The sequence below is a fragment of the Pseudomonas sp. ACM7 genome (genome assembly GCF_004136015.1).
Classification (GTDB): domain Bacteria; phylum Pseudomonadota; class Gammaproteobacteria; order Pseudomonadales; family Pseudomonadaceae; genus Aquipseudomonas; species Aquipseudomonas frigoris.
The window spans coordinates 1-13,695 of record NZ_CP024866.1 but is presented as its reverse complement, the minus strand read 5'-3'; the positions used below and the strand labels follow the sequence as shown (position 1 = coordinate 13,695).

Genomic DNA, 13,695 nt, shown 5'->3' with positions numbered 1-13,695 from the left:
AGGTAAACAAGGTGGAAACTCTCGCGAACCTGGCCATTGGTTTTTCCGCTGCGCTGACACCGATCAATTTGATGTGGGGCTTTATCGGCTGTTTGCTCGGCACCGCCATTGGTGTATTGCCGGGTATTGGGCCGGCGTTGACGGTGGCGCTGCTGCTGCCAATCACCGCCAAGGTCGATCCGACGGGCGCCTTGATCATGTTCGCCGGTATCTATTACGGCGCGCAGTTTGGCGGCTCGACCACCTCGATCCTGCTCAATACGCCCGGAGAATCGTCCTCCATGGTCACGGCCCTGGAAGGTAATCTCATGGCGCGCAATGGCCGGGCAGGGCCGGCCCTGGCAACGGCCGCGATAGGCTCATTTGTTGCCGGCACCATCGCGACGGTGTTGCTGACGTTGTTTGCCCCTGTTGTTGCCACGCTGGCGCTCAAGTTTGGTCCTGCCGAGTATTTCGCGATTCTGGTGTTGTCCTTTACGACGGTGTCTGCGGTACTCGGCGCTTCGATGCTGCGTGGTTTTGTCTCACTCGGGATTGGACTGACCATCGGCTTGATCGGCCTGGACTCGACCTCGGGCATTGCCCGCTACACCTTGGCGGTGCCGGAGTTGGTTGATGGCATCGAAGTCGTGCTCGTGGCGGTCGGTTTGTTTGCCGTAGGTGAAGCCTTGTACAGCCTGCTGTATCAAAAAGAAGAAGCGTCCGGTCGGCACCGCTTGACCTCGTTGTGGATGACGCGCGCTGACTGGAAACGCTCGGTCCCCGCCTGGCTACGGGGCACATTGATCGGTTTTCCATTCGGGTCGATTCCCGCAGGGGGCGCTGAAATTCCAACGTTCCTGTCCTATTCGGCGGAACGTAAATTGAGCAAGTACCCGAAAGAGTTTGCGGGCAGCAAGGGCGAGGGGGCGATCGAGGGGGTTGCCGGTCCCGAGGCGGCCAACAACGCGAGCGCGACGGGTTCTTTGGTGCCTCTGCTGACGCTCGGCATTCCGACGTCCGCCACGGCGGCGATTCTGTTGGCCGCGTTCCAGAACTACAACCTGCAGCCGGGGCCGATGCTCTTCCAGACTTCAGGGGAGCTGGTTTGGACCCTGGTGGCTTCGCTGTATGTCGGCAACGTGATCCTGTTGGTGTTGAATCTCCCGCTGGTGGGCCTCTGGGTCAAACTCCTGCAGATTCCGCGGCCGTACCTGAACGCCGGCATTCTGGTGTTTGCCACCATCGGTGTGTACGGCATGCGTCACTCTTCCTTTGATCTGTTGCTGATGTTGGCGATCGGTTGGGGCGGGGTGCTGATGCGTCGTTTCGATTTTCCCGTCGCACCGGTGATCGTCGGCATGCTGCTCGGGCCCATGGCTGAGAAGCAGCTGCGCAACGCCTTGTCCATCAGCGAGGGAGACTGGCTGGTGTTTGTCACGCAACCGATATCGGCCGCGTTCCTCGCGCTGACGCTGCTGGTGCTGGTGGTTCCGCACCTGCTTCACGCCCGCGGTATCAAGTTGCATGAGGACGATTGAGCGAATTGGCCAGCGCAGCCTGCCGGGAAGGCAGGCTGCACGGGGTGCTTTGGTTAAACCAGATGGGTATTCGGCGTGAAGCAGTCTCGCCAACAGTCGTCGGGGGGACCGTTTTTGGCCTCACCATCACCGTCGTTTAGACAGTTTCCAGTCTGGCCGAATGAAATGGCAGGTGTAACCGTTGGGATAATGTTCGAGGTAGTCCTGATGTTCCGGCTCTGCTTCCCAGAACGGGCCTACGGGCACGATTTCAGTGACGACCTTGTCGGGCCACAAGCCAGATGCATCAGCGTCGGCCACGGTGTCCTCGGCCACCTGCTTCTGTTCATCGTTGAGATAGAAGAGTGCCGAGCGATAGCTCATACCTACATCGTTGCCCTGACGATTCTTCGTCGTCGGGTCGTGGATCTGAAAGAAAAACTCGAGGATCTGGCGATAGCTGATCTGGTCCGGATCGAACACGATCTCGATCGCTTCCGCGTGCGTGCCATGGTTGCGGTAAGTCGCATTGGGCACATCGCCGCCCGAGTAGCCTACCCGCGTGGATAGCACGCCGGGGTAGCGTCTCAGCAAATCCTGCATGCCCCAGAAGCAACCACCGGCCAGGATGGCAGTTTCAGTTCGCGTCGTCATAGTACGGTCCCTCCCATCAGTGAATTTGGGATCAGGTATCAATGTACCTCAAGTAGTTTCGCCTTTTGGCCGAAAAAGCTCACTCAACTCTTGGCCAGCGATCCTCAATCTCATACCACGGCGCTTTCGATGCAACGCACACGTGTTTCTGTTTTTCACTCAGGAACGGCGTATCCAGCGTGCCTATCGCCACGGACATCCAATCCGAAAACTCGCCTTTGGAATCAGACCAGAACAGCGAAGCGCCGCAATCGCCACAGAACTGTCGGGCGACACCTTCGGACGAGTGATAGGTTTTCAGCGTCTCGACATCCGCAATGATCGTAATCGCCGACCTGGGTGCGCTCGCATACGTCGCGAAGGCTGCCCCGTGGCCCTTGCGACATTGGCTGCAATGGCAATGGGTAACCGCTTTCAGCTCGGTGGCCACTCGATATTTCACAGCGCCGCACAGGCAACTTCCTTGGTGGAGTCCATCCATGTTCATGTTTCTCAGGTGTCGGTCGCATCACTGTAGCGGTCTGGTGTGGAGTTTGGCGAGTTGGGTGAAACATCAGGCTCACTGGCCTTTTCTACGAGTGGTCGCAGTTTGAATCGACAGACATTGCCGCCGCGCACCATGCACTCCGTGTGATCGACTTCACCACCGCTTAACGCTCCGATCAAGGCCAGGTTTGCCCTCGCGCGGTATCAGAACTTGCCCGGTACGTCTTGCAGGCAAAAGAAGAGAGCAGAGGACACGCGTAGCCTGGCTAACAGGTGTCCCCTTGGTTACACAAAAATCAGAACTTGAACGCTTGTCGGCCTACCAGCAACCAGTGGCCTTTCTGTTTTTGCCAAATCTGGAAGTTCTCGATTTCGGTCGGAACCACTTCGGTGCCTTTGAGCGCTTGTGCCGAGAAGTGATGGCGCACCAACGCCACGTCACCCGATATGGTGATGGTCTGGTTCTGCATCTCTAACGTTTTGAACGCGCTTTTGCCGGTTTCGATATCGTCGATGAATGCTTTCTTGTCCTGGATCTTCCCGCTGGAATGCCCGTAGGTCAGGTTCTCGGCGGTCAGCGCTTTCAGTTCGGCAATGTTCTTGTGCAACATGGCTTGCGTCAGATGATCGACGGCTTGCGCAACATCCTTGTCCGCGGAAGCGGGGGCGGCTGCTACATAGCCACTGAAGAGGCACAAGAATCCAATCAGCAGTTTCACTTTTTTCATGGGTGTTTCCTTGTTGTTGTGGGTCGTCGGAGCGAGAGTGAAAACGTCACTCGTCGGTCGTCGTACAACCTAGCATGCGACCAAGGAAAAAACGAACTTGCGTTGAGGGCCTGTCTCGAAGTTAAAGGTCGGGACGCTGTTCCAAAAAAAGAAGGTGAAAACTCTTGGCCGGGACGACGCTGGGTTCGTTGTTTCACATCGGTTGTGCGGGCTGGAACCTGCCTCGTGAGCACTGGCCGATGTTTCCTGCCCACGGCACGCATTTGCAGCGGTATGCGTCGCAGCTGACAGCGGTAGAAATCAACAGCTCGTTTTATCGACCGCATCGCCCACAAACGTATTTACGCTGGGCGCAATCGGTACCAGTGCCGTTTCGGTTTTCGGTTTTCGGTGAAGGTGCCCAAACTCATCACTCATGTGCAGCGATTGCAGGGTTGCGAGCAGCTGCTGGACGAGTTTCTTTCCCAGTGCACGGCGCTTGGCAATTCGTTGGGTTGTCTTCTGGTTCAGTTGCCGCCGTCGCTGTCTTACGACGAGGGCACCGCCACACAGTTCTTCCTGGCTTTGCGGCAGCGATATGCAGGGGCTTTGGTACTCGAGCCTCGGCATGAAACCTGGCTGAACGCAGACGCTTTATTGGTGGAGCAGAAAGTCGGGCGAGTCGCGGCTGATCCGTCGCCGATGCCAGGTGGTGGGACACCGGGTGGCTGGCCTGGCATTCAATACTGGCGGCTGCATGGCTCGCCACGCATTTATCACAGTGACTATGAGCCGGATCGATTGCAGGCGTTGGCGCAGCAAATGCAAAAAGCGGCGCAGGCGGGGCTCCCCACCTGGTGCATCTTCGATAACACCGCCAGCGGTTTTGCACTGGGCAATGCCCTGGCTTTGCAGGCGCACATCGACGAGTTCGGTATTGCTGGGGTTCCTGATCGCTCATGAAAAAACCAAAGACCACAACCGAAGCAAAGTCTTCAATTGCCGGGTGTAGTCGGCACGACTCGCCATTACAATGCAACATGTAGTAACTCATCATTTATAGGGATATTGGCTAGTGGATGACAACAGAAGGCCCATCAAGACGCGCTCTGCGGGCTGGGCAAAACGCATCACCGACATTCTGGTGAAAAGAGACATTTCCCCCAATCAGATCTCCGTCGCCAGCATCGCCTTCGCGTTTGCCGGCGTCGTGGCGCTCAATATTGATAGCGGTGTCATTGGATCGATCTGCTGCGCGATCGGTATTCAGTTGCGCCTGCTGTGCAACCTCTTCGATGGGATGGTGGCGATAGAGGGTGGCAAGAAGTCCGACATCGGCAGTCTCTACAACGAATTCCCGGACCGGATTGCCGACAGCCTGCTGATCGTAGGGTTGGGGTATGCCATTGGCCAATCCGACCTCGGATGGTTCGCTGCCCTGGCCGCTGCACTTACTGCTTATGTCAGGGTGTTCGGCGGCTCGATCGGTCTCAAGCAGACCTTCATCGGCCCTATGGCCAAGCAGCATCGAATGGCCGTGATGACCGCAGGACTGCTGCTGAATGCCATCGAAGCAAACGTTTATGGCACTCACTACATACTGTTGATCGCGCTGGCTGTCATCGCCATTGGCTCAGTCGCAACCTGCGTCACACGAACGCTGGCGATCGCTAGGCAGCTGAAGGGGACCGACCATGTGGATCAGTAATGCGCTGATTTCTGTTCTTCGACTGCTGATTGGCGTCACGGCCAGGTGGGAGAGCCCGCCGGATCTCACGCGTCAGCGAATCTATTTCGCCAATCACACCAGTCACATGGACACCTTGGCCATCATTGCGGCCCTGCCGCCCAAGGCCAGGTTGAATGTGAAGCCGATCGCCGCTGCCGATTACTGGGGAAAGAACCGGTTTCTGTCGTACATCTCCCAGAAAGGCCTGAATGCCGTGCTGATTGACCGTAAACCGGCGCCCGGTAAAAACGCGCTGGAGCCCATTTTCGATGTGGTGCAGGCGGGGCATTCGATCATCTTCTTTCCGGAAGGCACTCGCTCATCCGAGGCACTGCCCGGGGAATTCAAATCAGGTCTTTTCCGGCTGGCCGAGACCTTCCCCGATGTCGACCTGGTGCCAATCTACCTGGAAAACCTTCATCGCTCCATGCCCAAAGGCAAACACGTCCCTCTGCCGATCATCTGCACGATCCGTATCGGCAATCCGATGGAAAGGATTGCTGGCGAGGATAAACAGGTGTTTCTGGAACGCGCGCGTAACGCCATTGTGGGGCTGTCGAAATGAGTCTTGAAGCAAAGTTTTTGTGGTTCTTTTTTGGATTGGCCTGCTTGCTGGCGATTGCTTCGCTGGCCGGTCGATTGCTGGCCCGGTGGGCCAAAACGGAAGGCGCTGTCTCGACCATCGAAAACCTCAATCAGCGCGTGAATGCCTGGTGGGGGATGGTCATCATCTTCTTCGCTTCCTACCTGCTTGGCGGCAATGCAACGGTCGTCCTGTTCGGATTCATCTCACTGTTCGCGCTCAGGGAGTTCATCACCCTGACACCGACCAGACGGGGTGATCATAACGCCCTGTTTTCGGCGTTTTTCATCCTGATCCCGCTGCAATACATTCTGATCGGTACTCACTGGTATTCGATGTTCACGCTGCTGATTCCGGTGTATTCATTCCTGCTGCTACCGGCGATTGCGGTGCTGAGTCAGGACACTGACGGCTTCCTGGAAAGGACGGCAAAAATCCAGTGGGGCGTGATGATCTGCATTTATTGCATCAGCCATGCGCCCGCGCTTTTGCTTTTGGATCTGGAAGGATTCACGGGCCAAAACGCGCTGCTGCTGTTCTATCTGGTGTTCGTCGTTCAGTTGAGTGACGTGTTGCAGTACGTGTTCGGCAAGCTCTTCGGCAAACACAAGGTCGCGCCGCTGGTGAGTCCGTCAAAAACGGTGGAAGGACTGGTCGGTGGCGGCTTGTCTGCAACGCTGATTGGCGGCTGCATGTTCTGGATGACTCCCTTCAGCTTCTGGCAATCGCTGATGATGTCGTTCGTCATCGTGGTGATGGGCTTCCTCGGTGGTCTGGTCATGTCGGCGATCAAACGCAGTTTGAGTGCCAAGGACTGGGGAACCATGATCAAAGGTCACGGCGGCATGCTCGACCGGATGGACTCGATTTGCTTCGCAGCACCAATCTTCTTTCACCTGACGCGATACTTCTTCTCTGCAGCCTGATTCAGGCGCCCTCAAAACCGAAAAAACATACCGCATGTCGTAAAGACATGCGCGTATGGATATCCGCTTCAATAACCACTCGTGCCAGTCGATAACCTTTTCAGCAAACCAATCCGCAGTTGGCTTTACGCCACTGACAAACGTGCTGAGAGAGGATCCACAGAGTGTCCATAAAATTACGTTTGATTCTGCTGATTGGCACCGGGCTGATTACCGCGTTGATCATGAGTCTGGTCAGTTACCTGGGAAACACCCAGATGGCTGAGGCGGTGAATGACAACGAGGTCAGTATGGCCGTGCTGCGCAATCACCTTGAAGCCGACATGATGCACGACGCGTTACGCGCCGACGTGCTGTCGGCGATGCTGGTCGGGTTGGGTAAAAGCACCAGCAGCAAAGCCGAGGTGCGCAGTTCCACCGAGGAACATGCGGCGCATTTTCGTGAAATGCTCGGTGAAAACCTCAAACTGCCGGTCAACGACACCCTTAAAGCGGGCCTGAACAAGATCAAGCCCAGCCTCGATACCTACATCAGCGCAGCCGAACGCATCGTCGCGCTGGCGCTGGAAAATCCGGAGGCCGCGCAACAACAACTGGGCAGTTTCAGTAGCGTATTCAGCCAGCTGGAAGATCAGATGGCCGCCCTCAGCGAACTGATCGAAACCAATACCCAACAGACCAGTGTCGGCACTCAGAAAGTCATCAGTAACGCCAATTTCACCCTCGGCGGCGTCCTGATTGCCAGCCTGTTATTGCTGCTGGCCCAGGGGCGCTCGGTGATGCTGAGCATCATGGGGCCGTTGCAAACCGCCAGCCGCATCGCCGACAGCATCGCCCATGGCAACCTGAGCGAGCCGATTGTCGAGCCCACACACAACGACGAAGCGAGCGCGCTGATTCGCAGCCTCGCGACCATGCAGCGCGACCTGCGCGCCATGATCGAAGTCGTGCGCAGCAACGCCCACGGCGTGAGCGGCATGAGTGAGCAATTGAGCAGTGGCTGCCACGAAGTGGCCGGTAGCAGCCAGCAACAAAGCGTAGCCGCCAGCACCATGGCGGCGGCGGCCAGCGAAATGACCGCGAGCATCGAGGAAATCACCCGGCATGCCGAGCGCGCATTGAACATGGCCAATCAGGCCGAGGCACTGGCCAAGGATGGCGGTCGTGTGATCCATCAGGTGGTCAACGACATGGACGGTATTGCGCGTTCGGCGCAGCAATCGGCCCAGGTGATCCGCACGCTGGACAAGGAGTCCGAAGGGATTTTCAGCATCATTCAGGTGATCAAGGGCATCGCCGATCAAACCAACCTGCTGGCGCTCAACGCCGCGATCGAAGCCGCTCGTGCCGGTGAGCAAGGGCGTGGGTTTGCCGTGGTGGCCGACGAAGTGCGAAGCCTGGCAGGACGCACCAGCGCCTCCACCCAGGAAATTGCCACGATGGTGTCACGCATCCAGCAAAGCACCCGCGAGGCAGTGACCAGCATGGAGGCGGGTGTGGCGCAGGTCGACAAAGGCATGGCCGTGACCGCCGACGTCGAGCGCGCCATCCGCGAAATCCTCGACGCCACGCTGAACACCACGCAACTGGTCAACGACATCACCCGCACCATCGGTGAGCAGAGCCTGGCCAGCAATGAAATCGCCCATCAGGTCGAAATGATTGCCGGCATGTCCGAAGGCAACAGCAAGATCATCGGCCGGACCGCCTCGACCACCGATGAGTTGTCCACCCTGGCGGGCAAGCTGTCGCAGTCGGTGGATCGGTTTCGGCTTTGATGCGGGGCTAAAAGATCGCAGCCTTCGGCAGCTCCTACGGGATTCGCGTACATCCGAGACGTACGCGATCGATGTAGGAGCTGGCGCAGCCTGCGATCTTTTGATCTAGAGGTATTTATCCGTCACGGCGCCTTCCGAGGCGCTGGACACGGTCTTCGCGTACTTGGCCAACACACCGCGTTTGTACTTGGATTCCGGGCGCACCCAGCGGGTTTTGCGCTCGGCCAGTTCGGCGTCGGAAACATCGACCGAAATCTGCCGTGTTTCAGCATCGATGGTGATCTTGTCGCCGTCTTCAATCAGCGCGATCGGCCCGCCATCAAAGGCTTCGGGCGTGATATGGCCCACCACAAACCCGTGTGAACCGCCGGAGAAGCGGCCGTCGGTGATGAGGGCAACGTCCTTGCCCAGCCCTTTGCCCATCACCGCCGAAGTCGGCGAGAGCATTTCGCGCATGCCGGGGCCACCTTTTGGGCCTTCGTAACGGATCACGATCACATCGCCGGCCTTGACTTCGCCGTTGAGGATGCCGGCCAGCGCACCTTCCTCGCCGTGATACACACGAGCTGTGCCTTCAAAGCGCAAGCCTTCCTTGCCGGTGATCTTGGCCACGGCGCCGGTGGGCGAAAGGTTGCCGCGCAACACTACCAAATGGGAGTCTTTTTTTATCGGTTGGTCGAAGGGCAGGATCACGTCCTGTCCCTCGGGATAGTCGGGCACGTTTTCCAGGTTTTCAGCCAGGGTTTTGCCGGTGACCGTCAGCGCATCGCCGTGCAGCATGCCGGCGGCGAGCATGCGCTTCATCAGCGGCTGAATGCCGCCGATGGCCACCAGTTCACTCATCATGTATTGACCGCTGGGGCGCAGGTCGGCCACCACCGGGGACACCTTGCCCAGCTCGACGAAATCATCCAGCGTCAGCTCGACATCCACGGCATGCGCCATGGCCAGAAGATGCAGCACGGCATTGGTCGAGCCGGCGAGGGCGATCACCACCCGGATCGCATTTTCAAAGGCCTTGCGGGTCATGATGTCGCGCGGTTTGATGTCTTGCTTGAGCAGCTCCATGACCTGCTGACCGGCGCGGAAACTGTCCGACGCCTTGTCGCTGCCGACGGCGTCCTGAGAGCTGGAACCGGGCAGGCTCATGCCCAACGCCTCAATTGCCGAAGCCATGGTGTTGGCGGTGTACATGCCGCCGCAGGAACCAGGGCCTGGAATCGCCACTTCCTCGATTTGCTTGACCTGAATCTCGCTGATATCCCCCCGCGCGTGCTGACCCACGGCCTCGAACACGGAGATGATATCGGTGTGGCCAGCGCCCGGCCGGATGGTGCCGCCATAGACGAAAATGGACGGGCGATTCAGCCGCGCCATGCCGATCAGGCAGCCCGGCATGTTCTTGTCACAACCGCCCACGGTCACCAGGCCGTCAAAGCCTTCGCAGCCGGCCACGACTTCAATGGAATCGGCGATCACTTCCCGCGACACCAGCGAATACTTCATGCCTTCAGTGCCGTTGGCGATGCCGTCGGAAATTGTGATCGTGTTGAAAATGACGCCCTTGGCGCCAGCGGCATTCGCGCCTTTTTCGGCTTCAATCGCCAGCTTGTCGATGTGCATGTTGCAGGGCGTGACCATCGCCCAGGTGGAGGCGATGCCGATCTGCGGTTTCTTGAAGTCCTCGTCCGTGAAACCCACTGCGCGCAGCATGGATCGTCCCGGCGCGCGTTCCACGCCGTCGACCACTTGGGAGGAATATTTGCGCAAATCGGTTTTGTCGCTCATGACTGCTCCTCGCAGGCTCGTCGAGAAAATCACGATGAGTATAGTGGGCTCAGCGCTCGTGCCCGGACTATCAAGTCGGGAACAGACGCGCGGGTTTGCCCGGTCGTGATATTCTTCGCCCCAACTTGCTTTGACCTATTCAGTTTGCGCGTTCTCGAGACGCGCCAACAGAATCACTGTCGCTCAAGTAGCTGAAGCCAATAATGATAAAAAGTCAGTTCAGTAGGGACATATAAACTGAGGTCGATGCATAAGTCGGCCTTGTGTGCCCACCCTCCAATCCTGATCAGTGCGCAACCCACAGCATGCTGCCTGCATGCCGTGAACCAGGGGGCCTCATGCATGAGGATGGAAGGGCGGATGGCGTTTTATCATAGGTGCTACACATGTTTAAAAAAATGAACACGGCCCTGCTGGGGCTGGCTTTGTCGATGGGGATCGCGTCCGCGCAAGCGGAAGAGGCAAAGAAAGTCGATGTGCTGCTCATCGGCGGCGGCATCATGAGCGCGACCCTCGGTGTCTGGCTCAATGAGCTGGAACCGGGTATGTCGATGGAAATGGTCGAGCGCCTCGACGGCGTCGCCCTGGAAAGCTCCAATGGCTGGAACAACGCCGGTACCGGTCACTCCGCCCTGGCCGAGTTGAACTACACCCCGGAAGACGATAAAGGCAACGTTCAGATCCCGAAAGCCGTTGAAATCAACGAAGCCTTCCAGATCTCCCGTCAGTTCTGGGCCTGGCAGGTTCAGCAAGGCGTGCTGAAGAACCCGCGTTCGTTCATCAACTCCACGCCACACATGAGCTTTGTGTGGGGCGATGACAACATCAAGTTCCTGAAAAAGCGCTACGAAGCCCTGCAAGCGAGCCCGCTGTTCGCCGGTATGCAGTACTCCGAAGACCCGGCTGTGATCAAGAAGTGGGTTCCGCTGATGATGGAAGGGCGTGACCCGACCCAAAAAGTCGCGGCCACCTGGAGCCCGATCGGTACCGACATGAACTTTGGCGAGATCACCCGCCAATTCGTCGCGCACCTGCAAACCACGCCGAAGTTCGACTTGAAGCTGTCTAGCGAAGTGCAAGACATCACCAAGAACGCAGACGGCAGCTGGCGCGTCAGCTACAAAAACCTGAAAGACGGCACCAAAACCGAAACAGACGCCAAGTTCGTCTTCATCGGCGCGGGCGGCGGTGCACTGCACCTGCTGCAGAAGTCCGGCATTCCTGAGGCCAAGGAATACGCAGGCTTCCCGGTAGGCGGCTCGTTCCTCGTGACCGAGAACCCGACCATCGCCGAGCAGCACCTGGCCAAGGCCTACGGCAAAGCCTCCGTTGGCGCACCGCCAATGTCGGTTCCGCACCTGGACACCCGTGTCCTGGACGGCAAGCGCGTCATCCTGTTTGGCCCATTCGCGACCTTCAGCACCAAGTTCCTGAAAGAAGGCTCATACCTGGACCTGCTGACCACTACTACCACGCACAACGTGTGGCCAATGACCAAAGTCGGCATCAAGGAATACCCGCTGGTCGAGTACCTGGCTGGCCAACTGATGCTGTCTGACGAAGACCGCCTCAACGCCCTGAAAGAATACTTCCCGAACGCCAAAGCCGAAGATTGGCGCCTGTGGCAAGCCGGCCAGCGCGTGCAAATCATCAAGCGTGATGAAGCCGCTGGTGGCGTGCTGAAGTTGGGTACTGAGATTGTTGCTTCGCAAGACGGCACCATTGCTGGTCTGCTTGGCGCATCGCCGGGCGCTTCGACTGCTGCACCGATCATGCTGACCGTGCTGCAGAAAGTGTTCAAGGACAAGGTGGCTTCGCCAGCCTGGCAGGAAAAGCTGCACCAGATCGTGCCTAGCTATGGCACTCAGTTGAATGGCAGCCCTGAGAAAGTGGCTGAGGAGTGGGCTTACACCGCCAAGGTGTTGCAGCTCACTCCGCCGCCGGCGATTGGTCAGATGGTGGCTCCGGCTGCTGCTCCGGCTGCTCCGGCTAAGGCGCCAAAAGCTAATGCTGCTACTGATATGGCTCTGTAACTAGAGGCCTGATCAAAAGCCCACTGGATCGGTGACGGTCAGTGGGCTTTTTTGTGTCCGCAATTCGATCTTGCAGATTACGAAATGCTAAGGCTGACGAGTTTTTGTGGCGAGGGGGCTTGCCCCCGTTGGGCTGCGAAGCGGCCCCAGAAAGGTAAACGATCATTCAACGTCGTATATCAATTTCAAGCTATTTATCCATTCATTCGGCGCGTCGAACCTTGCGTAATAAATTTCCCTTTCTGCTCCGCTTAAATCAATAAAGAACGGCCAGAAGTAGTTGTCGTTGTAGTAACCCTGAGCGCCTTGCATATCACCTCCCCACCACAAAGGGTTGTACCCCTCAAACGCTATCCAGGGTGGCGGAACGGCCAATTTCTCAAGCTGAATGATGTTCAGGAATTCGACGCTGTTCGTAACCATCCGGATCGTTGTTGAGTTAAATTCTCCGTCGGATCTGAAATAGACCAGGTGGTTGTTTTCTCGGATATCTGAGTAACGTTTTACGGGAAGGTCGTTGAATGGCTTTTCAGACTTTAACCTGAAATTCGATTCGACGAGTGCCGAAAAGTTATGAGCGTCTTCATTGCCGATTAAGAAAGCAGAGTAATAGGCCGAGATACCGATATCGTCCAAAGATACCCCTTGCGGATAGTCGGTCAGAGACCGAGGGAGGCGTGATAGAGGCTCAGCAAAAACCGACTTCAACTCTGGTATGGAGTAGCCGGCAACTTGCTCTGCCTGGCCACGTCTTACGAAAGTTTTTATTCGACTGAAAATACTCATTCCCTATCCTCGATTCTTGAGATTACCCTCGCAATGGATATCGCAGTTGATCGATGGCGGGCCGACGATCATCCTCGAGAACGGCAAGGTGCTGCAATAACGCCTGCGCCTCGCGCGATTGATCGAGGCCGACATCATGGAGGCCGCACGCTCGAGTCAGGGCATCGAGACCCTTGATCAGATCAAGTTCGCGATCCTGGAGCGTTTTCAGCCAGTCCCTGGGGGCCAGCGAGATCGGCCCTGACGTCGAAGCATGCGGCACACCGGCCCAGACGACCTGCTCGGTCGGTGCGCCGTTATCCAGGATGCCGTCATAGCGCAGCCAGACTCGCTGCCCTGACAGTTGGAAGGGCCATTGAGCCACCCGCAGATACTCGGTGCCTACCAGGCTGTTAACGTCCAGCACGTTGCCCACCGCACGGTCGATGGCCGGCGTGGGCAAGGCGCCATCCTGGTTGGGAATGCTCTGCACGTTCAGCGAAAAGGGTTGCGAGGGTTGCGATTGGCCGTTGCGCGTAACGGTGTAGCTGATGGTGACCGGCTTGCCCAGGTTAAAGGCAATCACCGACACCGGTACCGGAATCTCAAGACCGATACTGCTGATGGGGGCCGCCGTGATGGTGTGCGAACCGTCGACCGGGGTGCCGGCAGCGCCGGTCCAAGTCACGCTCAGCATAGGGCGGGTTACCGCCAGGGCGGTACTGTTAGCATCACCACTGCTTGATC

11 protein-coding genes and 4 pseudogenes are annotated in these 13,695 nt (G+C 57.6%); 9 read left to right on the top strand and 6 right to left on the bottom strand.

What is annotated here, in order from left to right:
• Positions 1–11 precede the first annotated feature (11 nt).
• Positions 12–1,520, top strand: a complete 1,509-nt coding sequence (locus CUN63_RS00070) for a tripartite tricarboxylate transporter permease (RefSeq protein ID WP_129436652.1) — start codon at positions 12–14, stop codon at positions 1,518–1,520.
• 126 nt (positions 1,521–1,646) lie between these two features.
• On the opposite strand, the gene msrA is transcribed toward CUN63_RS00070, so the two are convergent.
• From msrA to CUN63_RS00050, 4 genes and pseudogenes are all read right to left on the bottom strand, one after another.
• The gene (gene msrA, locus CUN63_RS00065; protein WP_129436651.1) at positions 1,647–2,153 is read right to left on the bottom strand and encodes a peptide-methionine (S)-S-oxide reductase MsrA; all 507 of its coding nucleotides are present in this window, start codon (positions 2,151–2,153) and stop codon (positions 1,647–1,649) included.
• Positions 2,154–2,232: 79 nt separating this feature from the next.
• The gene (locus CUN63_RS00060) at positions 2,233–2,634 is read right to left on the bottom strand and encodes a GFA family protein (RefSeq protein ID WP_129445029.1); all 402 of its coding nucleotides are present in this window, start codon (positions 2,632–2,634) and stop codon (positions 2,233–2,235) included.
• Between the two features lie 11 nt (positions 2,635–2,645).
• Positions 2,646–2,828: pseudogene (locus CUN63_RS31970) on the bottom strand (hypothetical protein); the annotation flags it as partial.
• A 107-nt stretch (positions 2,829–2,935) separates the two neighbouring features.
• Positions 2,936–3,367: a nuclear transport factor 2 family protein gene (locus tag CUN63_RS00050; RefSeq protein ID WP_111448695.1), complete on the bottom strand. Its 432-nt coding sequence runs from the start codon at positions 3,365–3,367 to the stop codon at positions 2,936–2,938.
• A 239-nt stretch (positions 3,368–3,606) separates the two neighbouring features.
• Here CUN63_RS00050 and CUN63_RS00045 point away from each other — a divergent pair.
• The 6 genes and pseudogenes from CUN63_RS00045 to CUN63_RS32590 all read left to right on the top strand — a co-directional run bounded on the left by CUN63_RS00045 (position 3,607) and on the right by CUN63_RS32590 (position 8,362).
• Positions 3,607–4,309 (top strand): annotated as a pseudogene (locus CUN63_RS00045) (DUF72 domain-containing protein).
• Positions 4,310–4,421: 112 nt separating this feature from the next.
• Positions 4,422–5,054, top strand: coding sequence for a CDP-alcohol phosphatidyltransferase family protein (locus CUN63_RS00040; RefSeq protein ID WP_129436650.1), 633 nt, complete (start codon positions 4,422–4,424; stop codon positions 5,052–5,054).
• Complete coding sequence (locus tag CUN63_RS00035) at positions 5,041–5,640, top strand: 1-acyl-sn-glycerol-3-phosphate acyltransferase (RefSeq protein WP_129436649.1); 600 nt, start codon at positions 5,041–5,043, stop codon at positions 5,638–5,640. The genes CUN63_RS00040 and CUN63_RS00035 overlap by 14 nt, the downstream gene beginning before the upstream one ends.
• Positions 5,637–6,584: a phosphatidate cytidylyltransferase gene (locus tag CUN63_RS00030; RefSeq protein ID WP_129436648.1), complete on the top strand. Its 948-nt coding sequence runs from the start codon at positions 5,637–5,639 to the stop codon at positions 6,582–6,584. The genes CUN63_RS00035 and CUN63_RS00030 overlap by 4 nt, the downstream gene beginning before the upstream one ends.
• A gap of 164 nt (positions 6,585–6,748) precedes the next feature.
• Positions 6,749–7,504: pseudogene (locus tag CUN63_RS32595) on the top strand (MCP four helix bundle domain-containing protein); the annotation flags it as partial.
• Positions 7,499–8,362 (top strand): methyl-accepting chemotaxis protein, encoded by an 864-nt coding sequence (locus CUN63_RS32590; protein WP_371928240.1) that lies wholly within the window; start codon positions 7,499–7,501, stop codon positions 8,360–8,362. The pseudogene CUN63_RS32595 and the gene CUN63_RS32590, both read left to right, overlap by 6 nt.
• A gap of 105 nt (positions 8,363–8,467) precedes the next feature.
• Here CUN63_RS32590 and ilvD read toward each other — a convergent pair whose 3' ends face one another.
• On the bottom strand, positions 8,468–10,150 hold the full coding sequence (gene ilvD / locus CUN63_RS00020) for a dihydroxy-acid dehydratase (protein WP_129436646.1): 1,683 nt from the start codon (positions 10,148–10,150) through the stop codon (positions 8,468–8,470).
• Between the two features lie 386 nt (positions 10,151–10,536).
• Here ilvD and mqo point away from each other — a divergent pair, with 386 nt between their 5' ends.
• Entirely contained in the window at positions 10,537–12,183 is a 1,647-nt protein-coding gene (gene mqo / locus CUN63_RS00015; RefSeq protein ID WP_129436645.1) for a malate dehydrogenase (quinone), read from the top strand.
• Between the two features lie 162 nt (positions 12,184–12,345).
• On the opposite strand, the gene CUN63_RS00010 is transcribed toward mqo, so the two are convergent.
• Positions 12,346–12,969, bottom strand: a complete 624-nt coding sequence (locus tag CUN63_RS00010; protein WP_129436644.1) for a hypothetical protein — start codon at positions 12,967–12,969, stop codon at positions 12,346–12,348.
• A 28-nt stretch (positions 12,970–12,997) separates the two neighbouring features.
• On the opposite strand from CUN63_RS00010, the pseudogene CUN63_RS31965 reads away from it, so the two are divergent.
• Positions 12,998–13,213 (top strand): annotated as a pseudogene (locus CUN63_RS31965) (YetF domain-containing protein); the annotation flags it as partial.
• Positions 13,214–13,695: the final 482 nt, after the last annotated feature.

Bases quoted from the DNA above. Each gene is read 5' to 3' on its own strand.
- msrA (WP_129436651.1), bottom strand. From the start codon at position 2,153: ATGACGACGCGAACTGAAACTGCCATCCTGGCCGGTGGTTGCTTCTGG.
- CUN63_RS00060 (WP_129445029.1), bottom strand. From the start codon at position 2,634: ATGGATGGACTCCACCAAGGAAGTTGCCTGTGCGGCGCTGTGAAATAT.
- CUN63_RS00050 (WP_111448695.1), bottom strand. From the start codon at position 3,367: ATGAAAAAAGTGAAACTGCTGATTGGATTCTTGTGCCTCTTCAGTGGC.
- CUN63_RS00035 (WP_129436649.1), top strand. From the start codon at position 5,041: ATGTGGATCAGTAATGCGCTGATTTCTGTTCTTCGACTGCTGATTGGC.
- CUN63_RS00030 (WP_129436648.1), top strand. From the start codon at position 5,637: ATGAGTCTTGAAGCAAAGTTTTTGTGGTTCTTTTTTGGATTGGCCTGC.
- CUN63_RS32590 (WP_371928240.1), top strand. From the start codon at position 7,499: ATGCAGCGCGACCTGCGCGCCATGATCGAAGTCGTGCGCAGCAACGCC.
- ilvD (WP_129436646.1), bottom strand. From the start codon at position 10,150: ATGAGCGACAAAACCGATTTGCGCAAATATTCCTCCCAAGTGGTCGAC.
- mqo (WP_129436645.1), top strand. From the start codon at position 10,537: ATGTTTAAAAAAATGAACACGGCCCTGCTGGGGCTGGCTTTGTCGATG.
- CUN63_RS00010 (WP_129436644.1), bottom strand. From the start codon at position 12,969: ATGAGTATTTTCAGTCGAATAAAAACTTTCGTAAGACGTGGCCAGGCA.